Genomic DNA, 22,303 nt, shown 5'->3' with positions numbered 1-22,303 from the left:
GATACACATAAGTTGGCATGGCAATTGCTTATATAAAAAGTGACAAGAAAAGTGAGGTGAGATTGGTGATTGGGATAATAGTTATGACTCATGGGAGTTTTAGTGAAGAAATTATAAAAAGCTGTGAACTTATTGCAGGACCAGCAGAAAGAACAGCAGCAATTAAACTAAATAGGAATGATAATATTGAAGACTTAAATAGAAATTTTGTAGAAAAGTTAAATGAATTAGATGAAGGTGACGGAGTTTTAGTATTAGCTGACCTATTAGGAGGTTCACCAAGTAATGTAGCAAGTTTAAACCTTAAAAAAGGTGGAAAGTTTCATGCACTTACTGGAGTAAATCTTCCAATGCTACTTGAAGCTTTAATTAATAGAGAGGGAAAAAGTTTAGAAGAGTTAGCAGAGACATGCATTGAAGCGGGGAAAACTGGTATAAACCATATTAATAAAGTTCTTAGCTCAATGTAATAGAAAAAGGAGTTCGATTAAAAATGTCTTTAGTAAAATATTGCAGATGTGATGATAGATTAATACATGGTCAAGTGATATATAAATGGGTTAAGCATCTAGGTGTTAAAAAAATAGTAGTAGTAGATGATGAAACAACCAATGATGTTATTGCCAAAGGTTTGATAAAAATGGCAGCACCAAAGAATATTGATTTATCAATATTAACTGTAAGTGAATCAAGGAGGTATTTTTATAATAACCAAGCTGATGATAACGTTTTTGTATTAATTAAAAACTTAGATACTGCAAATAGAATGAGAGAAGAAGGAATTGATATTAAAAAACTTATTATTGGAAGAATACCTACAGGGATAGGAAAAAAGAAAATATCTCAAAATGTATACATTAATAAAAAAGAGTTTCTTTTAATAGATGAATTTATTAAAAAAAATATTAATGTATCAATTCAAATGGTACCTGATGAGGAAGAAGTAGAATTAAATCAAAGTATTAATCGCTATAAAGGAGAGTTTGTTTAGCAATGAATAAATATAAGGTAATCATACTCTGCCATGGAACGTGGGGAAAGGTATTAGTAGAAGAAGCAAATAAAAATTTTGGATTGTCAAATCAATACGAAGTTTTATCACTAAGCTCTGAAAAAGATATTTCTGTATTCATGAAAGAGGTTGAAGAAGTAGTAGATAAAGAGGATGTGAAAATTATAATATCAGATCTGTATGGGGGATCTACGTCAAGTGTTGCAATAGCTGTTGCTATAAGAAGAGGGATAGATGCAATAAATGGACTTAGCTTACAGACAATTTTAATCGTAGATGAAGAATTAAGCAAAGAAGATAAAGTACATACATTACCAGAAAGAATCGTCAAAAAAAATAATAACCTTTGTGTGGATTTAATTAAAGAATTTAAAAAAATATAAATTATGAGGTGGATATAATGGCAAAAATAACATTAGTAAGAGTAGATCACAGATTAATTCATGGACAAGTTATAACAAAATGGGTGAAAATCGCTCAAGCTCAAAAAATAGTAATAGTTGATGACTTCTTAGGTCAAGATGAATTTATGGCTGATGTATATAGAATGGCAGCGCCATCAGGAGTAGAAGTAGCTATTTTAACAGCAGAAGATGCAGGACAAGCATTCCAAAACAATATTTTAGGAGATAAAAATATATTTATTCTATTTAAGAACGTTGATATGGCAAATAAGGCGTATAAGGCTGGACTTAAATATGAAAAGATTCAATTAGGAGGTATTCCAAATGAAGCAGGAAAGAAGATGGTATTTACAGCTGTTTCATTAGGAAATGAAGATGTAGAACAACTAAATGAACTTAATGAAGATGGGGTTGAAATAGTTCTACAAGTTATACCAGAGGAATCATCTATGACATATGAAAATGCCTTAAAGAAGTTTAAATAAAAATTATAAATTAGGAGGAATTATAAATGGAATCTGTTTTGATGTTGGCAATTGTAACAGGATTATGGTATTGGTTTGCAGCAGGTCTTGCAGGGTATACCCTTTTCTCAACACTAAAGTCCCCTTTATTTATAGGTTTTAGCCTTGGATTACTTTGGGGCGATGTAACAACTGGTATGATTGTTGGTGCAAGTATAGAAATGGTTTATCTAGGAATGGTAGCAGCAGGAGGAAATATTCCATCAGATAAATGTTTAGCTGCTCTTATTGCAATACCAGTAGCACTTCAAACTGGTGTTAATGCAGAAGTTGCAGTATCTATTGCGGTACCTTTAGGTGTCATAGGAGTATTAGTTAATAACTTAAGAAGAACTGGTAATGCTGTATTAGTTCATAAGGCAGATAAGTATGCCGAAGAAGGTAATACAAAAGGTATCTGGAGATGTGCAACACTTTATTCTTTAATATTTGGGTTTGTTTTAAGATTTCCAATAGTTTTTGTATGTAACTTTTTTGGAGCAGATTTAGTTCAATCATTATTAGATGTTATACCACAATGGTTAATGAATGGATTAACAGTAATGGGTGGTATATTACCTGCATTAGGTTTTGCAACAACAATATTTACTATAGGTAAAAATAAATTCTTACCAATGTTTATTATAGGATTTTTTATGGTTCAATATTTTGAAATATCAATTACTGCAGCTGCAATATTTGGTGTTTGTATAGCTCTTTTAGTTACATTTATGAAAGAAGATAAAAGGGTGGGTGAAGTATAATGCAAGAAATAAAAAATAAAGAAGCTAAAGATGAGCAAGGTACAACTGAAGTTAATAAGATAAGAGTACTTACGAAGAAAGATGTAACAAAAACATATCTAAGATGGTGGTGGACAGCAGAATTATCTAACTCTTTTGAAAGAATGCAAGCATTAGCAGTTTGTGCAAGTTTCACTCCGGCTTTAGAAAAGTTATATAAGAAAAAAGAAGATTTAATAGATGCGTTAAAGAGGCACTTACAATTTTTTAATACTCAAGCTATATGGGGAGGGTTAATTCATGGTACAGTTTTAGCTATGGAAGAAGAGAAAGCTACTGAAGGAAAAATCCCAGGAGAAGTTATTTCAGGTGTTAAGAATGGGCTTATGGGACCTTTGGCTGGAATTGGAGATACTTTAGATTTTGGTACATTTCAAACAATATTCTTAGCTTTAGGTGCTTCGTTTGGAGCAGAAGGAAGTGTTATAGGTGCATTTTTCCCAATAATGTTTAGTATATTACTATTTTGCGAAGGTTATTACTTATTCCATTTAGGATATTCTTTAGGTAGAGATTCAATTAAGAAAATTCTATCAGGTGGTATTGTCAATAAGATAATTGATGGTGCTTCAATTCTAGGAATGTTTATGATGGGAGCATTATCTGCAACTACAGTTAAGCTTTCAACTCCATTATCATTTGATATTGGTGGTAAAGCAATTGTTGTTCAAGATACATTAAACATGATTGCTCCAGGTTTATTACCACTTGGTGTTGTATTCTTCGTGTATTGGGGAATGAAATACAAGAAGTGGACAATAACTAAGTTATTAGTAATTTTAGTTGTAGTAGCATTAGTAGGATCATTCATTGGAATATTCTAATTTACAATGGTTAAAATATAGAAATTAATTTTAGGAGGAGAAAGAAATGTCAGAAAAAATGTATACAGAAAAGGAATATTTAGAAGGAATTAGAGGAGCAACAGGAGAAAGAGCAGTATGGTTCTATCTTCTTATGAAAGAAGCTGAAAAATTAGGAGTTAATCGAGATGATATATGTAAAGAAGCAATATATGGATTTGGTAAAATGAGAGGTCAAAAATATAGCGTAGCAGATACTCCAGGAAAAATGGCAGAAATGTTATATAACAGTAAAGGACAAAAAGTGTTTGAAATGGAATTAGTAGAAAATACAGATGAGAATGGAGTTTTAAAATTCCATCACTGTCCATTAGATGCTGCTTGGAAAGAATATGGATTAACTAAAGAAGAAAGAAAAGAAATTTGTAGATTAGCTTGCTACGGTGATTATGGAAGAGTTGATTGTGCACAAGGTGTTAGATTAGAGTTTGCTCAAAAATGTGCTCATGATGATGAAGTTTGCGAATTAGTATTCACAAGAAAATAGTTTTTAATGCTAAAAGCCTGTTCTTTAAGGACAGGCTTTAAAAAAACAGAAGGTAGGTTGATTTATGGATATAAGCAGAAGCATAGATAATAGTTTAAATAGAACAGTAGAATTCCTAAAAGAATTAATAAAAATTGATACACAACAAGGTGAACCTATTTCACAATGTCCTTTTGGTATAGGACCTAAAAAATCTTTAGAGAAAACTTTAGATTACTGCGCTAGTTTGGGTTTTAGCGTTAAAAATATTGATAATTATATTGGATATGCAGAAATTGGGGAAGGAGAAGAATTAATAGGAATTCCAATGCATTTAGATGTAGTTCCACCAGGAGATGGGTGGAGTGTAGAACCATTTTCGGGAGCAGTAATTGACAATATTATTTATGGAAGAGGTGCCATAGATAATAAGGGGGCTGTATCTATGCTTATACATGTATTGAAAAACATAGAGGATACGTACCCTACAATTAATAAAAGAATAAGATTAATTTTTGGGACAAATGAGGAAACAGGTATGGAGTGTATCAAATATTATTTAGATAAAGATGAAGAAATTCCAAGTATGGGCTTTACTCCAGATGCGATGTATCCAGTGGTTAATGGAGAAAAAGGAAGAGTTCATATAAGGATAGAAAAAGAGATTAAAATTGATAAAAGCAAACCTTACATAATAGTAAGGGGAGGAACTAAAGAAAATGTTGTTCCGTCTCATTGTACTGCAAAAATTATTAATGGAATTATTTCAGAGTTAACTACTAAAGGAGTAGCTGCGCATGCAAGTAATCCTGAAAAGGGAGAAAATGCTATATCTAAAATGATAATAAAGATAGTTGAAGATAATATGGATTTTCAGTATAGAGAAGATATAGAATTAGTTTCAAAATACCTTTGTAGTGACTATTATGGAGATGCATTGGGAATTAATCAATATGATGAGGTATTCAAAAGCACTACTTTAAATTTAGGAATATTAAAAATGAATGAGGAAAAAATCATATGTGAACTAGATATAAGGTATGGTAAAAATATAGTTTTAAACAATATAATAGATAGATTCAAAAAGTTTTTTTGTAATGGTTGGAAAGTAAAAGTTATTGCTCATAAAGACTTACATTATGTGGATGAGAGTAATTTAGTACTTAAAAAGTTATTAGAAGCCTATGAAGAAGTAACAGATGAAAATGGATATACAATTGCTATGGGTGGTGGCACATATGCAAGTTGGTTTAAAGATATGGTGGCGTTTGGACCTAAGTTCTTAGCGTATAAAACTGGCGGTCATGGAGCAGATGAAAGAGTACCAATAGAGCATATACGAAAGAATATGGAGATATATACCTTGGCTTTAATAAAACTATTAGAATTGTAAAAGGAGAAGAGATCTTATGTGCAAATATATAGATATCTTAAAAAGAGAGATAAAACAAATTCAACTTTATTTAAGTGCAAACATAATTAAGAATGCATTAGGGATAGGTATACCTGGAACTGGGAAAATAGGAATAGAAATAGCAGCTGCACTTGGGGGAGTTATTAAAAAATCAGAAAAAAAGTTAGAGATATTATATAATTTTACTAAAGATGAATTAGAAAAGGCTAATGAAATAGTTGATTTTAATGAAATAAAATTACATTTAAAAGAATATATGGGAAGATTATCACCACTTTGTGGAGCAGGTATTGCAGGGGCTACAGGAGCTTGTTGTGGAATGACATATCTACAAGGGGAGACGTTAGAAAATATAAAGAGAGCAATTAATAACATGTTAGCTGATTTATCAGGATTAATTTGTGATGGAGCAAAAACAAGCTGTGTATTAAAGATAGCTACTGCAACTAATCCAGCTATACAATGTTCAACATCATCAAATACTATTCCATCATCTAAAGATGGAATAGTATTTGATGATGTTGAAGAGACAATAAAGAGTATAGCAAAGTTAGTAAAAGAAGGACTTGCAAATACTGATAACAAGTAGGCAAAAGGTACATAGAAAATTGTTAATAAAGTAAGAAATCTCTTGTATTTATACAGGGTACAGCGATTTTTATAGGTGTGACATGACATTTCACATAAATTAGAAGTTATAGAGGAAATAAGTATGAAATTATTAAAAAAAGATGATTTTATAAAAGTTAAGGTCGAAAAGTTAATTGAGTGGAATGAGCCAAATGGAGAAGGTTGTATATGTGTTCGCAATCAATACAATTTTTAACTATGATAAAGATATTATTCCATACTTACATGCAGATGTTGGAAGTGCATATATAAGAATAGATAGCAATAACTTTGAAATTGATGATGGTTTAAAAGAAATCTTTATCCATGAACAATAATAAAAATTATAGTTTATACAATTTAATATGATGTATGTACAAGCAGTTAGTTTAAATGATTGACTGTTTTTCTTTTATAGATTTTTATATAACAGGTAATTATCAATACATGATAGTTGCCTGTTATGATTGGAGGAATAAATATGAATAATAACTTTATAAAAGAATTAAATGAAAAAATTGAAAAGTATTGTGTTTCACAGACAAGGCTTGCTGTTGCTGTTGGCATAAAAGATATTTTACACATCAATCCTAAATATATGTTGCAATGTGAATATGGAAAATATGGATATGAAAACAAATATATTATTGGTTATATTAAAAGATATTTTATACAAGACGTTTAAAAAACATGATAAATAAAAACTATATTTGGATATATTCATCTGTGATTTTGTATAATAATGCGGATAAAATTGGAATAATAAACAAATTATGTAAATTATGTTTAAAAATATATTTAAGCAGGTATCTAAGATACCTGCTTATTTGTTTCTCTATGGTTGATTTTTTCATCAAAAGTCAACTTTAAATCGCTTGTTAGGTTTATGGATTTAAGGATATAATTATACAAAGGAGGCGTTGATATGAATGAATTAAACATTGCAAAAACACTGATTTTAAAGCGTAAAGAAAAAGGAATTACACAAGATGAACTTGCAAATTATATAGGTATCTCTAAAGCTTCTGTGTCTAAATGGGAAACTGGGCAAAGCTATCCTGATATCACTTTTTTGCCACAACTCGCGACATATTTCAACATTACAGTTGATGAATTAATTTGCTACGAACCACAAATGATTAAGGAAGATATTAATAAACTATATCAGCGATTGTGTAAAGATTTTACTGTTAAATCATTTGACGAAGTTATGGATGAAATAAGAGAAACCATAAAAAAATATTATTCATGCTTTCCTTTGATTTATCAGATGGGTATTTTGATAATTAATCATTATGACATTGTAGATGAAGAAAAACGTGAACTATTAATTAGTGAAGCATTAGAAATTTTTATTCGAATACGAGAAACAAGTGATGATATAGAAATTTGTCGTCAGTCAAAAGGTATGGAGGCAACTTGTTATATATTGTTAAATCAACCTATAGAAGTTATTGATTTATTTCAAGATAGCAATTTTCCCATGGTAAATGAAAGCATACTTCTTGCACAGGGACAAATGATGAATGGTCAAACTAATGAAGCTAATGAAACGTTACAGATAGGAGCATATCAGAATCTTACGTTGTTAGTTCAAGATTTAGTGGGACTTCTGCAAAACTCAGATAAATCACAAATTGAAGAAATAGAAAGACGTATTTTAACAATTTCAGATACTTTTGACCTTAATGCATTATCTCCTGGTGTTATGTTTTCTGTATATTTGACCCAGATACAAATGAATTTAATACATGGAAATACTAAAGGAGCTATTAAGTCGTTACAAAGATATGTAGATTTGGCAATAAGTGATATATATCCAATTATGTTACATAGTGATGACTTTTTTAATCATATCGATGGCTGGATTTCTGAGATTGGAGCAGGTATTACACGTGATGATACAATTGTAAAGGCAGGTATTGTTGCGGCTATTAAGAATAATCCTATGTTCTCTGTATTAAATGAGAACAAAGAATACAGATTTCTTATAGAAAAATTATCTTTATTGGAGGAATAAAATTATGGAAAATTTAATGGAATATCTACCGCTTTTGCTTCCTGTTATTATTTTAAATTTAATACTTGTAATTACTGCACTTATTCATATAATAAAACATCCAAATTATAAAATTGGTAATAAGGCAATATGGATTCTTTTAGTATTATTTATAAGTATAATAGGCCCAATTTTATATTTCACTATAGGAAGAGGTGATGAATGATGAATATTGTTTCAATAAATGGGTTATCAAAAAGTTTTGGTAATCGAAAGATAATAGATAATCTAAATCTTACTGTACCAGAAGGGTCAGTTTTTGGATTTGTAGGTAAGAATGGTGCAGGCAAGACTACAACAATGAAAATGGTGCTTGGGTTACTTGAAACAGATAGTGGAACTATAAATGTTTGTGGTGAGAAAGTGATCTATGGAAGAATAAGTTCTAACCGCCATGTAGGTTATCTACCCGATGTTCCAGAGTTTTATAACTATATGAGACCACTTGAATATCTTTCTCTTTGTGGAGAAATTACAGGGCTTTCAAAACAAGAAATAAAGTTAAGAAGTGAAGAGTTGTTGTCACTTGTAGGACTTGGAAATGAAAAGAAACGAATAGGTGGATTTTCTCGTGGAATGAAGCAACGTCTTGGGATAGCTCAAGCATTACTTTCACGCCCTAAATTACTTATTTGTGATGAACCAACAAGCGCACTTGACCCTGTTGGTAGAAAAGAAATATTAGATATTATGCTTAAAATCAAAGACTCAACAACCGTAATATTTTCAACACATATACTGTCTGATGTTGAAAGAATTTGTGACCATGTTGCCATATTAAATAAAGGAAGCATTGCTCTTAGTGGTACACTTTCAGAAATAAAAAGTATGCACGGAAAAGATAGACTTTTATTGGAGTTTTCAAGTAATGATGAAATCCAAGCATTTAAATCTAGTAGTAGTATTAAATCCTTACTTAAAGATTCAGAAGAGACTAATATGGAAATTATTTTCCATGGTAAAGATATAAAATCAATACAACAAACAGTCATATCTACACTTGCAGAAATGAATCTTTGTCCAATAAAGATGGAATTAATAGAATTGTCACTTGAAAATTTATTTTTGGAGGTAGTAAAGTGAGAGAATACATAGCATTTACAAAAAAAGAATTTGTAGAGAACATAAGAAATTATAAATTATTTAGTCTGATTACTTTATTTTTAATATTAGGTATAAGTAGCCCTCTTTCTGCAAAATTTATGCCAGACTTGATTGCCCATTTTGCGCCAACTTTAAAAGTTACTGCTGAACCAACTGCTTTAGATTCTTGGACACAATTTTCTAGCAATATCTCTGGTCTTGGCATGAGTTTAACTCTAATTATTTTTTGTAATATTTTATCGAACGAATATTCCAAAGGAACACTTGTTATTATGCTGACTAAAGGATTGTCACGTTCGTCTGTAGTATTGTCTAAATTTTCTATTGCAGTAATTATTATGACCATTGGTTTCTGGCTGAGCTTTTTATGTACTTATGGTTATACAATGTATTTTTGGCCAACTGCAAATCTTAATCATGTTGTATTTTCAGCATTTAACTTATGGATAATTGGTATTATGTATATTACTATATTAATTCTTGGATGTGTACTATTTAGACCAGCATTTGCAAGTGTATTACTTGTATTAGTAGCAACTATTGTTTTGAGTTTAATTTCTATTCCTAAACAGGTTGCACCTTATACGCCTAATTTTATATTATCAAAAAATATAGATTTGATTTCAGGTAAAGTGACAGCTCCAGAATTTATTATTCCAATCATTGTAACAATCATTATTTCAATAGTGTGTCTGTTATCAGCTGTTATTTTATTTAATAAAAAACCAGTTTAATGATATCTTTATTATAAATATAAATAGCACTGTATTGTGTGAAAATATACTTAGTAATGTATAAGAATATATCTAAGTAAAAAAGATTTGAACTTAAGTTTCAAGTCTTTTTTTGTTTTAGTCGTACTCATTATGTTTTATAATAATTAAATTATTACCTTAAGGAACTGTTTAAAAATAAAAAAGGAGATAGATTATAATCTAGTGATTATCAGTTATTTAAGATATGCTATAAGTATATAGAGCCTAAATTAGTAAAGAGTTAAAACAATGTAGTAAGGAGTTAAAATAATATTGTTTTTATTAAATAAAGATAAGAATCTTTAATTGTGGTAAAATATACTAAAAAATTACTTTAAAAGTGATAAAATTAATTCAAGTAAATATTTTAAAGGGGTGTAGATATGGAAAAGTCAAAAGTATATTTTTGTGACTTATACTCAAATTCGCAAAATAAAAATGTGCCAAACAATGTAAGAAGATTATTTGATACAGCAGGATTCAAAGATTTAATAGAAAAGAATGACCAAGTAGCAATCAAACTTCACTTTGGAGAAAAAGGAAATACTACATATATGAGTCCTGTAGCAGTTAGACAAGTGGTTGATAAGATTAAAGATTGCGAAGGAAAGCCATTTTTAACAGATACAAATACATTATATACAGGGAGTAGAACAAATTCTGTAGACCATCTTACAACAGCTATAGAAAATGGTTTTGCCTATGCAGTGGTAAATGCGCCAGTAATAATTGCAGATGGATTGTACAGTAGAAATTATGAAAATGTACAAATAGATAAAAAACATTTTGAAAGTGTAAAAATAGGTGGCGAAATTTATAATTCTTCTGCAATGATAGTAATGAGCCATTTTAAAGGTCATGAAGCAGCAGGTTTTGGAGGAGCATTAAAAAATTTAGCTATGGGGTGCGCAAGTGCAGCAGGAAAGCAAATGCAACATTCTGATGTTACTCCTGGAGTAAATGAAAAGAAGTGTATAGGATGTGGAAAATGTGTTAATTCTTGCCCAACAAAAGCTATAAGTATAGTAGATAAGAAGGCAGTAATAGACTCTGATGTATGCTATGGTTGTGGGGAATGTCCGACTGTCTGTCCAACTAGGGCAGTAACTATACAGTGGGAAAGTGACTCAGATGTATTTGTTGAAAAAATGGCAGAATACGCTTATGGAGCAGTATCAAATAAAAAAGATAAGGTTGGGTATATAACTTTTGTTATGAATGTGACTCCACTTTGTGATTGTGTACCTTGGTCAGGTAGACCGATTGCACATGATATAGGAATATTAGCATCAACAGACCCTGTAGCCATTGAGCAAGCATGCTATGATTTGGTTTGTAAGGAAATGGGTCATGATGTGTTCAAACATGAGCATCCTCATGTAAATGGAACTAGAATAATAGACTATGCATGTGAAATGGGAATGGGAAGTAAAGAATATGAATTAATAAAATTATAAGAATAGATAGACTTAAATGCATATAATGATGTAAGAGGAATTTAAAAGTATCAAAGGAGTATGCATTTATGAAAATTTACTATGAAAAGGAAAATAGCAAGAAAGCAAATGTAAACAATATTCCAAGTGTATTTGCATTTAATTTTCTAAGAAATTTTTTAACAAGTAAAGAATATGAAGAAACTAGAAAAGAATATTTTATAAATAATCTAACAAAGAGTCAAGTTAATCAAGCTATGAAAGATTTAAAGTGGCTTTTTAGAGAGTATGAAGGCTTAGAGATTATTACAATGGAAAGCTTGGATGGAGTAAAAACAAGGATAGTTTTGTAAATTATTAAAAATACTGCTTTAATAATGATATGTATAATATAATTTGTTATACTAATGTCATTTTAAAGCAGTATTTTTTATTTTTAAATAGTAAACCTATATCTAAAATAAAGTTGACCATTAAATAGGAAATATGTAATACTATATATAATAAGTAAACTATGAAAGTTAAAAAGGTTGACTAATAGGAGGGCATATGAAAGAATACATAATCAAATTAAAAAATAAAGTTTTAAATGGAAAAGAAATAAGTTATAAAGAAGCTTTTAGTTTAATAAATATTGATACAAATAATAAACATGATTTTGATATTTTATTAGAAGCAGCAAATGAAATAAGAGAATTTTTTATGGGTAACAAGGCAGATTTATGTACAATAGTAAATGCAAAATCTGGGAAATGCAGTGAAGATTGTAAGTTTTGTGCTCAGTCATCTCATTATAAAACTGGTATTGATGAATATTCATTACTCAATTATGACGTGATTTTAAATAGGGCTAAAGAAATGGAAAGTAAAGGAGTCCATAGATTTTCTTTAGTTACAAGTGGGAAAGGAATGACAGGGGATGAGTTTAATAATATTTTACATATTTATGAAGGTTTAAGAGAGAATACCAGTCTAAAATTGTGTGCATCTTTGGGGATTATAGATTATAATCAAGCTGAAAAATTAAAAGAAGTAGGAGTATCTACATATCATCATAATGTTGAGACATCTAAGGATAATTTTGAAAGCATATGTACAACACATACATATGAAGAAAGAATAAAAACCATCAAAGAAGCTAAAAGAGCAGGTCTAGATGTATGTGTTGGTGGAATAATTGGAATGAATGAGAGTAAAGAACAAAGACTGAAGATGGCATTTGAAATAAAAGAGTTAAATGTGAAGTCATTTCCAATAAATATTTTAAATCCAATTGAGAATACTCCAATGGAAAATTATGATGTATTAGAACCAATGGAAATATTGAAAACAACAGCAGTATTTAGATTTATAATTCCTAATATATATATAAGATATGCTGGTGGAAGATTGTCCTTAAAAGGATATGATAAGGTAGGATTTAATGGGGGCGTAAATTCTGCAATTGTCGGTGATTATTTAACAACTGTAGGAAATAGTATTGAAAATGATAAAAAAATGATTGAAGAACAAGGCTTTAAAATTTAATAGAAATTGCTTAAATTAATTAATCTACTTTTTAAGAATTAAAAAAGTAGATTAATTTTTTTTGGAAATCAGCTAATGTGCTAAATTTAAATTAATAGTTAGAAATATTTTGAAAAATAAGAAAAATATCAAAATTTGTATAAAGTAGTTGCAAAGCGAAAAAAGATGTGATAGTATCTAGGTAACCGGTTAAGTAAAACGGTTTCCTAAATTGTGGGGGTGAACTTCTTGAGTATAACTATAAAAGAGATTGGCGAATTGGCTGGTGTTTCCAAAACAACTGTGTCAAAAGTCATTAACAATAAAGATGAAAATATAAGTCAAGCAACAAGAGAAAAGATTTTAAAAATAATGAAGGAAAAAAATTATGTTCCAAATAAATTGGCACAAAGTTTAGTGACTAAAAGAACAAATACAATAGGACTTCTTATACCAGATATACGAAATCCATTTTTCACAGACGTATCAAGAGGTGTTGAAGATAAAGCTAATGAGGAAGGCTATAATATAATTTTATGTAATACAGATGAAGATGCCAAAAAGGAATATGAAGGGATAAGAACATTATCAGAAAGAATGATAGATGGAATTATCTTTGCAGCATCGTCAAATACAAACTGGAAAGAGGCAAATTACAAAGATATAAAAATACCAACAGTATTAATCGATAAGAAAATAAGTATGAATAAAGAAACCTTAAAAGGGATAGTCAAAATAAATAACTTTGAGGGTGCATATATAGCTACAAAACATTTATTGGATATTGGACATAAGAAAATAATATATTTAAGTGGTCCACTTCAAAATGAAATAGCAATAGATAGATTAGAAGGATATAAAAAAGCTTTAACTGAGTATAATTTAGATTACAATTCTAATTATGTATTTGAAGGAAAATATAAGATTGAATGGGGGCAAGAATTTATAAAAACTTTAGAAGAGATAGCTTTTAATGCGATATTTTGTGCAAATGATTTGATTGCAATAGGTGTTATCAGAGGTCTTCAAGAAAGAGGATTAAATATACCAAACGATGTAAGTGTTGTGGGATTTGATGATATTCAAACTTCTAGTTTAATAAGTCCTCCACTTACAACAGTACGACAACCATCTTATGATATAGGATATAAAGCCAGTGAAATATTAATAAATTGTCTAAGAGGAGATAAGAAAGAATCCTTTGATGAATTAATTTTCAAACCAGAACTAGTGATAAGAGCTTCAACGAAAGAAAGTAATTAACAGTAAGAAAGGCATAAATAGATATGTAAAGGAGTAATGTAATGGGAAACATAGTTGTCATAGGAAGTGTAAATATGGACATGGTATGTTCTGTAGATAAAAGACCAGAAAAAGGAGAAACAATACTAGGTAATAGTTTTTTTACATCACCTGGGGGAAAAGGTGCTAACCAAGCAGTTTCAGCATCTAAGTTAGGTGCAAATGTAAAAATGATATCTTGTATAGGGGAAGATAGCTTAGGCGAAGAATTGATACGAAATTTTAAAGAGAATAAAGTTGATTATAATTTGATAGCTAGAAATAATCAAAAAAGTTCTGGTGTTGCTGTCATAACACTATGTGAAAATGATAATAGTATTGTTGTTGTGCCAGGAACAAATGAGCTAGTAGATATAAATTTAATTAAAAAGAATGAAGAAGAGATAAAGAATGCAGATATAGTATTACTACAGTTAGAGATTCCAATAGAAACAATAAATTATGTGGTAAATTTCTGTTTTGAAAATAAGATAAAGATTTTATTAAATCCAGCACCAGCAATAAGATTAGATGAAGATATAATAGAAAAAGTAACTTATTTAACACCAAATGAACATGAATATAAGATAGTTTTTGACACAGAGGAAAGTATAGAAGAAGTATTAAAAAAACATCCAAATAAACTTGTAATAACAGAAGGAAAAAATGGAGCTAGATTTTATGATGGCAAAGAAGTAAAACATGTGTCTTGTATAAATGTTGATGTTCAAGATACTACAGGGGCAGGAGATACTTTTAATGGAGCATTGTCAGTAGCTATAACAGAAGGCAAAGACTTATATACAGCGGTAGGGTATGCTGTAGTAGTGTCAGGACTCTCTGTAACAAAATTAGGTGCTCAATCTGGAATGCCTTATAGGGAAGATGTTGAAAAATATTTAGATATTAATAAATAAAAATTAAAATTGTTCAAATCTAAAACTATTAAAAATGGAGGGTAATTATGAGAAAAATTTTATCTTTAGGAATTGTTGCAACACTAGCAGTAGGAATGTTAACAGGATGTTCAATGGATGGACCAAGTAAATCAGAAAAGAAGGATAGTTCAGCTAAGAAAGATTTAACTATAGGAGTATCTACAATAACTCTTCAACATCAATTTTTTATAGACATTGACGAAGGGATAAAAGAAAAAGCTAAAGAACTAGGTGTAAAAGTCATAGTAAATGACCCAGACCAAGATGTAGCTAAGCAAACATCAGCTATAGAAGATTTTATACAACAAGATGTAGATGGAATGATAGTACTTGGAACAGACAACTCAGCTATAGTACCAGCTGTAGAAGGAGCATTTGAAAAAATGCCTGTAGTTACAGTAGATGCTGTATTAAATACTGAAAATATTACAAGTTATGTTGGAACAGTTAGTTATGATGCTGGTAAAAAATTAGGCGAATACACTAAAAAGTACATAGATGAAAACTTAGGTGGGAAATCAGAAATTGCAATAGTAACAGATTTAAAATCTCAAATACAAATGCAAAGAATAGATGGATTTAAAGAAGCATTAAAAGGTTCAGCTAATGTTAAAATATTAAACTCACAACCAGGATATGATAGAGAAGAATCTCTTAATACTGTAGAAAACTTAGTTCAATCTAATCCAAATGTAGACATAATATATGCAACAGCTGAAAATAGTGTATTAGGAGCTAAAGCTGCACTTGAATCTGCAAAAAATAAGGATGTTAAGATTGTAGGATTTGATTTAACTGATGAAGCAGCAACTGGAATAACAGATGGAACTGTTCTTGCTATGATTCAGCAACAACCTAAAGAAATGGGACGTTTGGCAGTAGAAGCAGTAGTAAAGGCTATAAAAGGTGAAAAGGTAGAGAAAAATATACCAGTACCAGCTTTACTTTATGATAAAGAAAATATAAAAGACTTTAAGAATTAATAAAAAATAAGATTATTTAAAAGAAATCCTATCTAAAAAGGAGTGTCATTATGAGTAATATAATTCTAAAGTTAAGTAATATTGCTAAGGAATTTCCTGGAGTTAGGGCGTTAGATAATGTTAATTTTGAGTTATTTCATGGCGAAATTCATGCACTACTGGGTGAAAATGGTGCTGGTAAATCAACAATGATAAAGATTTTAACTGGTGCACATGCAAAGACTTCTGGTAAATTTATTTTTGAGGGAAAAGAAATAGAAAATATATCACCGGATATTTCTAAAAAAATAGGTATAAATGCCATATATCAAGAATTAACAGTATTTGATGAATTGACAGTAGCACAAAATATTTTTATGGGAAAAGAAATAAGTGGCAAGGTCTTAACTAATGATAAAAAAATGAATGAAGAATCTAAAAAGATTTTTGACAATATGGGAATAGATATAAATCCAAGTAGCTTAGTCAAAGAACTTAGTATAGCTCAAAAGCAAATGGTTGAAATCGCAAGAGTTTTATCATCAGAAACTAAGGTCTTAATAATGGATGAGCCGACATCTTCAATAAGTAAAAAAGAAACTGAGATACTTTTTAGACTTATAAATGATTTAAAGAGTAGTGGAGTTAGTATAATATATATTTCTCATAGAATGGAAGAGCTTTTTGAGATTTGTGACAGAATAACTATAATGCGAGATGGGAAAACGATTTCGACTTTGAATACCAAAGAAGTATCATCTGAGGAAGAATTAGTTAATTTAATGATAGATAGAAAATTAGACCAATTTTTCCCTAAAAGAAAAGTAGAAATCAAAGAAGAAATTATGAGGGTAGAAAATCTAACTAAAAACAATGTTTTTAATAATGTCAGTTTTAACATAAGAAAAGGCGAAATTTTAGGAATAGGTGGACTAGTTGGAAGCAAGAGAAGTGAAATCGTAGAAGCTATATTTGGACTTAGAACATATAACTCTGGGAAAATATATTTAAATAATAAAGAAATTAAATTCAAAACACCATCAGATGCAATTGAAAATGGTTTAGGGTTGATAACAGAAGATAGAAAAGGTACTGGATTATTTTTACAGATGAGTGTCAAAGAAAATACAACTATGGCGGGATTAAAGAAAGTATCTAAATTTAAATCAGTTATAGACAGAAAAAAAGAAAAAGAAGTTTTAGAAAAATACATAGAAGCTTTAAAAATAAAGACTCCACATATGAATCAGGTTATACAGAGTTTAAGTGGTGGTAACCAACAAAAAGCTATAATAGCCAGATGGCTTTTATTACAACCAGACATATTAATTATGGATGAACCAACTAGAGGTATAGATGTAAATGCTAAAGCAGAGATATACAATCTAATGGGTGACTTGGTAGAGGATGGTGTAAGTATCATAATGATATCTTCAGAGATACCAGAATTGATATCAATGAGTGACAGAATAATGGTTATGAGAGAGGGTCATATAAGTGGCTTTTTAGAAGGTGAAGAAATGGTTGAAAATAATGTATTAAAATTGGCTTTTGGAGGTAAAATTAATGAGTTCAATAACTAAGCATAAAGAGAATACTTCATCTCCATTATTATCAAAATTAACAAGTGTATTTAAAGACCAGGGGAGTGCAGCTATAGGACTTGTAATAATTTTTATAATAATGAGTGTAGCTTCATCTAATTTTTTAACTTTAGATAATTTAATTAATGTTGGAAGACAAATATCAATAAATGCAATTCTTGCAGTAGGGATGACTTTTGTAATAATTACAGGAGGAATAGACTTAAGTGTAGGAGCAGTAATTGCTTTAGTAGGTACATTCTGGGCTACAACAGTAGTAAATTATAATGCACCCATATGGGTAGGCATGTTACTTGCATTAGCAATTGGAACAATACTAGGTGTCATAAAAGGTGCAATTATTTCAACACAAAAACTACCACCATTTATCGTAACTTTAGCTATGTTGACGATAATAAGTGGAGCAAGTTTTGTGTTTACAGGAGGGAGACCTATATCAGTAAACACAGATGCATTTAAGATGCTGGGTAGAGGATATGTTGGACCAATACCAATACCAGTTATAATTATGATTATAGTTGTAATAGCAGGACATTTTCTCTTAAAAAGAACTGATTTTGGACGCCATGTACATGCTGTAGGTGGGAATGAAGAAGCAGCTAGACTATGTGGAGTAAAGGTAAATAAAGTTATAGTTAAAGTGTATGCCTTAGCTGGACTATTAACAGCCTTAGCTGGAATAATATTATCTTCACGTTTAGCGTCAGGTTCACCAACTGTTGGAGATGGAGCAGAATTGGATGCTATAGCAGCAGTTGTGCTTGGAGGTACTAATATGATGGGTGGTTCTGGTTCTATAGTAGGTACATGTATAGGTGTTGGAATAATAGGAATATTGGGAAATGGATTAAACCTATTGAGTGTATCTTCATATAATCAGATGATTATAAAAGGTTTGGTAATGTTATTTGCTATATGGATAAATAACATAAAATTAAAAAAGTCAGCTAAAGCAAAATAATAAATCTTGGGAGGAAATATGAAAAAAATTCTCTTAGATACATTAAATAGTAACAAACAAGAATATATAGATTATTTAAAAGAGCTTGTAAGTATCAAAACCGAAGATGCAGGTCATGGAATACTAGGTGGATTTGAAAAGGAAGGTCAAGAATATATTGAAAAACTTGCAAATTCCATAGGGTTTAGTGTAAATAGACAAGAAATGAGCGAAGATTTAATTAAAAAGGCAAAATACATATATAAAGAAGGTAATCTAGGTCACAATTATGATGATAGATATAATTTAATATGTAAGTACAGTGATAATTTGCCTGGTAAGACAATAGTTTTTAATGGTCATGTAGATACTATGCCACCTGGTGATATAAAAAAGTGGAGATATAATCCATATTGTGCTACAGAAGATAAAGGGAAGCTTTATGGACTTGGAACTGCAGATATGAAATCTGGTCTAATAGCCTCAATATTAGCTGTAAAACTTATAAAAGATAGTGGCTTAAATATACCTGGCAATATAAAGGTAATGTCAGTGGTAGATGAAGAAGGCGGAGGAAATGGAACTATAAATGCAGTTATGAATGGCATTGATGGAGACTATTGTGTAATTTGTGAACCATCAGAAAAGGACATAATAATTGCACATATGGGATTTGTATTCTTTGAGGTTGAAGTTAAAGGTGTATCTCTCCACTGTGGAAGCAAGTGGGAAGGTGTAAACGCTATAGAAAAAGCGATGTTATTACTTCAAGATATAAAAGAGTTAGAACATAATTGGCTTATGAAATATAAGCATGCTTTATTACCTCCACCTACAATAAATTTAGGTGTAATAAATGGTGGAACAGCAGGCTCTACTGTACCAGATAAGTGTGTATTTAATTTATGTGTACATTTCTTGCCAAATACAATGAGTTATGAGCAAGTTGTAGACGATATAACTAAGGTTATAATGACAAGAGCTGATGGAGATTTATGGCTTAAAGATAATAAACCAGAGATAAACATATATCAATCAGGATTAGGTTTTGAGATGGAAAAGCAATCTGAATTTATAGTTAATACTCAAAAGATATTAGAAGAAACCTTAGAAAGAAAGTTAAATATAAAAGGGTCAACGGCTGGAAATGATGCGAGACTGATGAAAAACTTAGCTAAAATTCCAACATTAATATTAGGTCCAGGTTCAATAGAACAATGTCATGCGATAGATGAGTATGTTGAAATTCAAGAGTATTTAGACAGTATACTTATGTATGCCAGTCTAATATTAAACTTATAAAAGTAGGAGGAATATATAGATGAAAAAAGTATTAATAGTAGGGGAATCATGGGTAAAAAATATAACTCATATAAAGGGATTTGACACATTTGTTACAACACATTATGAAGAAGCAGTAAAATGGTTAAAAGAAGCAGTGGAGTCTGGAGGCTATGAAGTAGTTTATATGCCTGCACATGTAGCAGCAGACAGCTTCCCATATAAATTGGAAGAGTTAAATGAGTATGATTGTATAATATTATCTGATATAGGTTCTAATACATTCTTATTATCTAATAGTACATTTATAGATTGTAATAGTAATCCAGATAGACTTGAATTAATTAAAGAGTATGTAAATAGTGGTGGAGCATTAATCATGGTAGGTGGATATATGTCATTTACAGGTATAGATGCAAAAGCTAGATTTGGAGAAACTGCTATCAAAGATGTATTGCCAATAACAATGATAGATAAAGATGATAGAGTTGAAAAACCAGCAGGAATAACTCCAGTTGTTGTTGATTCTGAACATCCAGTTTTAAAAGATATACCAAAGGAATGGCCACAGTTCTTAGGATATAATAAGACAATAGCTAAAGATAATTGTCCTGTACTAGCGACTATTGGAGGAGACCCATTTGTAGCTATTGGTGAATTTGGAAAAGGAAAATCTGCTATCTTTAGTTCTGATTGTGCACCTCATTGGGGTCCAAGAGAATTTACTGATTGGAAATATTATAATAAATTATGGGTTAATATGCTTGATTGGTTAACATGCTAAAAATTTTATAAATTTAAAAGACCTCTTACTTGATAAAATGAAACTTACAAGTCAAGAGGTTTTATTGTATAAAGTAGCTGTACAATAGAAAATATTTTTAAATCAGTTATTTTGGTTAGTAATTGATAAGTTATTAGAAATAAGGAGGTTTATACGATTAATATGAGTGATTTAAATAAAAAGTTTTTAGTTGAATATATAGATGAGATACAGGAAGAGTTAAGAGATATATCAGATAAAATATGGAAAAATCCAGAACTTCAATATAAAGAATATTATGCTTCAAACTTACAAAAAGAATATTTAAAAAAACATGATTTTAGTGTAGATGAATTAGAGGATATAGATACAGCATTTGTAGCTAGCTATGGAGAAGGTAAACCAGTTATAGCAGTTTTGGGAGAATATGATGCCTTAGGTGGTTTGTCTCAAAAAGTATCCATTACAAAAGAATCTATTTCAGATGGTGGTGCAGGTCATGGTTGTGGACATAATTTACTTGGTACAGGTTCAATAGGAGCTGCAATTGCAATAAAGGAATTAATCAAACTAAAAAAATTGAAAGGAACTATAAAATACTATGGATGTCCAGCAGAAGAAGATTTGTCAGGAAAAGTATTAATGATAAAAAAAGGCTTCTTTAATGGAATCGATTGTGCATTTAGTTGGCATCCATTTGATATAAACACTCCAATAAGAATTCCAACACTTGCTAATTATTCTGTAAAATTTAGATATAATGGGATTAGCGCTCATGCAGCACAAGCTCCTTATAACGGAAGAAGTGCACTTGATGCAGTGGAACTTATGAACATAGGTTGTAACTATTTAAGAGAGCATATATTTGATAGCTGTAGAGTTCATTATGTAACTACTAATGGTGGAGAAATGCCAAATATAGTTCCAGACTTTGCAGAAGTATGGTATTACATAAGAGGAGTTAAAATGGAGCATGTAAGAGATGTATTTGACAGAATTGTTGATATAGCAAAAGGAGCAGCATTGATGAGTGGTACTAGTATGGAATATAATATTATAAGTGGAGTATATGACTATATTCCAAATACAATATTAACAGATGTTTTATCACAAAACATGAAATTGATAGGGGTACAAAAGTATGATGAAGATGACTACTATTTTGCAAAAAAATTAGCTGAAACAGTGTCTATAGACAAAAGAATTAGTGTTTCTAGTGTATTGAGTGGAAACAAGGAGATTACTAAGATGAATCTACATGATGAAGTTACAGATGATACCTTTACTCATAATAACTGTATATCACTGTCATTAGATATTGGAGATGTTAGTTACATAACTCCCACAGCACAATGTTCTTGTTCAGTTTGGCCTATTGGTATTTCTGCTCATACATGGCAATCTTGTGCTAGTGCAGGTTCTGACATGGGATTTAAAGCGATGTTGTTAGCATCTAAATCTATAGCATGTTCAATAAATGATGTAATGCTTGATGAATCTATTGTAAATAAAGCAAAAAAGGAATTAAAAGATACTTTAGGCAGTTTTGAATATACTCCAATTATTTAAAAACTAATTTAATGTAAGTAAGATTGAATTG

Annotated in this window: 26 protein-coding genes; all 26 read left to right on the top strand. The window is 30.1% G+C overall.

Annotation, left to right across the window (positions count from 1 at the left end; genetic code table 11):
• Positions 1-17 precede the first annotated feature (17 nt).
• The gene (locus KGF41_RS07475) at positions 18-470 is read left to right on the top strand and encodes a PTS sugar transporter subunit IIA (RefSeq protein WP_227842623.1); all 453 of its coding nucleotides are present in this window, start codon (positions 18-20) and stop codon (positions 468-470) included.
• 23 nt (positions 471-493) lie between these two features.
• Entirely contained in the window at positions 494-991 is a 498-nt protein-coding gene (locus KGF41_RS07470; protein WP_227842622.1) for a PTS sugar transporter subunit IIB, read from the top strand.
• A 2-nt stretch (positions 992-993) separates the two neighbouring features.
• The gene (locus tag KGF41_RS07465; RefSeq protein ID WP_227827730.1) at positions 994-1,395 is read left to right on the top strand and encodes a PTS sugar transporter subunit IIA; all 402 of its coding nucleotides are present in this window, start codon (positions 994-996) and stop codon (positions 1,393-1,395) included.
• 17 nt (positions 1,396-1,412) lie between these two features.
• A complete protein-coding gene (locus tag KGF41_RS07460; RefSeq protein WP_227827729.1) occupies positions 1,413-1,901 on the top strand; it encodes a PTS system mannose/fructose/N-acetylgalactosamine-transporter subunit IIB in 489 nt (162 codons plus the stop codon).
• A gap of 26 nt (positions 1,902-1,927) precedes the next feature.
• Positions 1,928-2,683, top strand: coding sequence for a PTS mannose/fructose/sorbose/N-acetylgalactosamine transporter subunit IIC (locus tag KGF41_RS07455; protein ID WP_227827728.1), 756 nt, complete (start codon positions 1,928-1,930; stop codon positions 2,681-2,683).
• Positions 2,683-3,546, top strand: a complete 864-nt coding sequence (locus KGF41_RS07450; RefSeq protein WP_227827727.1) for a PTS system mannose/fructose/sorbose family transporter subunit IID — start codon at positions 2,683-2,685, stop codon at positions 3,544-3,546. Before KGF41_RS07455 ends, KGF41_RS07450 begins: the two co-directional genes overlap by 1 nt.
• Before the next feature lie 46 nt (positions 3,547-3,592).
• On the top strand, positions 3,593-4,072 hold the full coding sequence (locus tag KGF41_RS07445; protein WP_227827726.1) for an L-2-amino-thiazoline-4-carboxylic acid hydrolase: 480 nt from the start codon (positions 3,593-3,595) through the stop codon (positions 4,070-4,072).
• A gap of 64 nt (positions 4,073-4,136) precedes the next feature.
• The gene (locus KGF41_RS07440; RefSeq protein ID WP_227856536.1) at positions 4,137-5,444 is read left to right on the top strand and encodes a M20 family metallopeptidase; all 1,308 of its coding nucleotides are present in this window, start codon (positions 4,137-4,139) and stop codon (positions 5,442-5,444) included.
• A 16-nt stretch (positions 5,445-5,460) separates the two neighbouring features.
• Positions 5,461-6,054 (top strand): L-serine ammonia-lyase, iron-sulfur-dependent, subunit alpha, encoded by a 594-nt coding sequence (locus tag KGF41_RS07435; protein WP_227842619.1) that lies wholly within the window; start codon positions 5,461-5,463, stop codon positions 6,052-6,054.
• Positions 6,055-6,265: 211 nt separating this feature from the next.
• Complete coding sequence (locus KGF41_RS07430; protein ID WP_304521394.1) at positions 6,266-6,412, top strand: DUF2185 domain-containing protein; 147 nt, start codon at positions 6,266-6,268, stop codon at positions 6,410-6,412.
• Between the two features lie 143 nt (positions 6,413-6,555).
• A complete protein-coding gene (locus tag KGF41_RS07425) occupies positions 6,556-6,759 on the top strand; it encodes a hypothetical protein (protein ID WP_227827722.1) in 204 nt (67 codons plus the stop codon).
• A gap of 240 nt (positions 6,760-6,999) precedes the next feature.
• Positions 7,000-8,094, top strand: a complete 1,095-nt coding sequence (locus KGF41_RS07420; RefSeq protein WP_227850274.1) for a helix-turn-helix domain-containing protein — start codon at positions 7,000-7,002, stop codon at positions 8,092-8,094.
• Between the two features lie 4 nt (positions 8,095-8,098).
• Positions 8,099-8,299, top strand: coding sequence for a PLD nuclease N-terminal domain-containing protein (locus KGF41_RS07415; protein WP_227827720.1), 201 nt, complete (start codon positions 8,099-8,101; stop codon positions 8,297-8,299).
• Positions 8,296-9,216, top strand: coding sequence for an ABC transporter ATP-binding protein (locus KGF41_RS07410; RefSeq protein WP_413841449.1), 921 nt, complete (start codon positions 8,296-8,298; stop codon positions 9,214-9,216). The genes KGF41_RS07415 and KGF41_RS07410 overlap by 4 nt, the downstream gene beginning before the upstream one ends.
• Positions 9,213-9,971: an ABC transporter permease gene (locus tag KGF41_RS07405; RefSeq protein ID WP_227856535.1), complete on the top strand. Its 759-nt coding sequence runs from the start codon at positions 9,213-9,215 to the stop codon at positions 9,969-9,971. Before KGF41_RS07410 ends, KGF41_RS07405 begins: the two co-directional genes overlap by 4 nt.
• A 404-nt stretch (positions 9,972-10,375) precedes the next feature.
• Positions 10,376-11,449 (top strand): DUF362 domain-containing protein, encoded by a 1,074-nt coding sequence (locus KGF41_RS07400; protein WP_227827717.1) that lies wholly within the window; start codon positions 10,376-10,378, stop codon positions 11,447-11,449.
• A gap of 68 nt (positions 11,450-11,517) precedes the next feature.
• The gene (locus KGF41_RS07395; protein ID WP_227827716.1) at positions 11,518-11,781 is read left to right on the top strand and encodes a hypothetical protein; all 264 of its coding nucleotides are present in this window, start codon (positions 11,518-11,520) and stop codon (positions 11,779-11,781) included.
• 196 nt (positions 11,782-11,977) lie between these two features.
• Positions 11,978-12,955 carry a biotin synthase BioB gene (gene bioB, locus KGF41_RS07390; protein ID WP_227850281.1) on the top strand — a complete coding sequence of 326 codons (978 nt, stop codon included), beginning with the start codon at positions 11,978-11,980 and terminating at the stop codon, positions 12,953-12,955.
• Positions 12,956-13,174: 219 nt separating this feature from the next.
• The gene (locus KGF41_RS07385; RefSeq protein ID WP_227827714.1) at positions 13,175-14,197 is read left to right on the top strand and encodes a LacI family DNA-binding transcriptional regulator; all 1,023 of its coding nucleotides are present in this window, start codon (positions 13,175-13,177) and stop codon (positions 14,195-14,197) included.
• A 41-nt stretch (positions 14,198-14,238) separates the two neighbouring features.
• Complete coding sequence (gene rbsK / locus KGF41_RS07380; RefSeq protein ID WP_227827713.1) at positions 14,239-15,132, top strand: ribokinase; 894 nt, start codon at positions 14,239-14,241, stop codon at positions 15,130-15,132.
• 47 nt (positions 15,133-15,179) lie between these two features.
• Positions 15,180-16,136 carry a substrate-binding domain-containing protein gene (locus tag KGF41_RS07375; protein ID WP_227827712.1) on the top strand — a complete coding sequence of 319 codons (957 nt, stop codon included), beginning with the start codon at positions 15,180-15,182 and terminating at the stop codon, positions 16,134-16,136.
• Between the two features lie 50 nt (positions 16,137-16,186).
• Positions 16,187-17,698, top strand: coding sequence for a sugar ABC transporter ATP-binding protein (locus KGF41_RS07370; RefSeq protein WP_227840056.1), 1,512 nt, complete (start codon positions 16,187-16,189; stop codon positions 17,696-17,698).
• A complete protein-coding gene (locus tag KGF41_RS07365) occupies positions 17,682-18,680 on the top strand; it encodes an ABC transporter permease (protein ID WP_227827710.1) in 999 nt (332 codons plus the stop codon). Before KGF41_RS07370 ends, KGF41_RS07365 begins: the two co-directional genes overlap by 17 nt.
• Positions 18,681-18,698: 18 nt before the next feature.
• Positions 18,699-19,961: a M20 family metallopeptidase gene (locus tag KGF41_RS07360; protein WP_227856534.1), complete on the top strand. Its 1,263-nt coding sequence runs from the start codon at positions 18,699-18,701 to the stop codon at positions 19,959-19,961.
• Between the two features lie 19 nt (positions 19,962-19,980).
• On the top strand, positions 19,981-20,724 hold the full coding sequence (locus KGF41_RS07355; RefSeq protein WP_227827708.1) for a glutamine amidotransferase: 744 nt from the start codon (positions 19,981-19,983) through the stop codon (positions 20,722-20,724).
• A gap of 162 nt (positions 20,725-20,886) precedes the next feature.
• Complete coding sequence (locus KGF41_RS07350) at positions 20,887-22,272, top strand: M20 family metallopeptidase (RefSeq protein WP_227842614.1); 1,386 nt, start codon at positions 20,887-20,889, stop codon at positions 22,270-22,272.
• The last annotated feature ends 31 nt before the right edge of the window (positions 22,273-22,303 follow it).

This window comes from Clostridioides sp. ZZV14-6150 (genome assembly GCF_020657875.1).
Lineage (GTDB): Bacteria > Bacillota > Clostridia > Peptostreptococcales > Peptostreptococcaceae > Clostridioides.
The sequence above is the reverse complement of the archived record's forward strand: the minus strand, read 5'-3'. Positions and strand labels throughout refer to the sequence as shown.

Coding starts and splice junctions, on each gene's coding strand:
- KGF41_RS07450 (WP_227827727.1), top strand. CDS start 2,683: ATGCAAGAAATAAAAAATAAAGAAGCTAAAGATGAGCAAGGTACAACT.
- KGF41_RS07350 (WP_227842614.1), top strand. CDS start 20,887: ATGAGTGATTTAAATAAAAAGTTTTTAGTTGAATATATAGATGAGATA.
- KGF41_RS07465 (WP_227827730.1), top strand. CDS start 994: ATGAATAAATATAAGGTAATCATACTCTGCCATGGAACGTGGGGAAAG.
- KGF41_RS07370 (WP_227840056.1), top strand. CDS start 16,187: ATGAGTAATATAATTCTAAAGTTAAGTAATATTGCTAAGGAATTTCCT.
- KGF41_RS07395 (WP_227827716.1), top strand. CDS start 11,518: ATGAAAATTTACTATGAAAAGGAAAATAGCAAGAAAGCAAATGTAAAC.
- KGF41_RS07425 (WP_227827722.1), top strand. CDS start 6,556: ATGAATAATAACTTTATAAAAGAATTAAATGAAAAAATTGAAAAGTAT.
- KGF41_RS07360 (WP_227856534.1), top strand. CDS start 18,699: ATGAAAAAAATTCTCTTAGATACATTAAATAGTAACAAACAAGAATAT.
- KGF41_RS07415 (WP_227827720.1), top strand. CDS start 8,099: ATGGAAAATTTAATGGAATATCTACCGCTTTTGCTTCCTGTTATTATT.
- KGF41_RS07420 (WP_227850274.1), top strand. CDS start 7,000: ATGAATGAATTAAACATTGCAAAAACACTGATTTTAAAGCGTAAAGAA.
- bioB (WP_227850281.1), top strand. CDS start 11,978: ATGAAAGAATACATAATCAAATTAAAAAATAAAGTTTTAAATGGAAAA.
- KGF41_RS07435 (WP_227842619.1), top strand. CDS start 5,461: ATGTGCAAATATATAGATATCTTAAAAAGAGAGATAAAACAAATTCAA.
- KGF41_RS07470 (WP_227842622.1), top strand. CDS start 494: ATGTCTTTAGTAAAATATTGCAGATGTGATGATAGATTAATACATGGT.
- KGF41_RS07355 (WP_227827708.1), top strand. CDS start 19,981: ATGAAAAAAGTATTAATAGTAGGGGAATCATGGGTAAAAAATATAACT.
- KGF41_RS07375 (WP_227827712.1), top strand. CDS start 15,180: ATGAGAAAAATTTTATCTTTAGGAATTGTTGCAACACTAGCAGTAGGA.
- rbsK (WP_227827713.1), top strand. CDS start 14,239: ATGGGAAACATAGTTGTCATAGGAAGTGTAAATATGGACATGGTATGT.
- KGF41_RS07460 (WP_227827729.1), top strand. CDS start 1,413: ATGGCAAAAATAACATTAGTAAGAGTAGATCACAGATTAATTCATGGA.
- KGF41_RS07400 (WP_227827717.1), top strand. CDS start 10,376: ATGGAAAAGTCAAAAGTATATTTTTGTGACTTATACTCAAATTCGCAA.
- KGF41_RS07410 (WP_413841449.1), top strand. CDS start 8,296: ATGATGAATATTGTTTCAATAAATGGGTTATCAAAAAGTTTTGGTAAT.
- KGF41_RS07365 (WP_227827710.1), top strand. CDS start 17,682: ATGAGTTCAATAACTAAGCATAAAGAGAATACTTCATCTCCATTATTA.
- KGF41_RS07445 (WP_227827726.1), top strand. CDS start 3,593: ATGTCAGAAAAAATGTATACAGAAAAGGAATATTTAGAAGGAATTAGA.
- KGF41_RS07455 (WP_227827728.1), top strand. CDS start 1,928: ATGGAATCTGTTTTGATGTTGGCAATTGTAACAGGATTATGGTATTGG.
- KGF41_RS07440 (WP_227856536.1), top strand. CDS start 4,137: ATGGATATAAGCAGAAGCATAGATAATAGTTTAAATAGAACAGTAGAA.
- KGF41_RS07475 (WP_227842623.1), top strand. CDS start 18: ATGGCAATTGCTTATATAAAAAGTGACAAGAAAAGTGAGGTGAGATTG.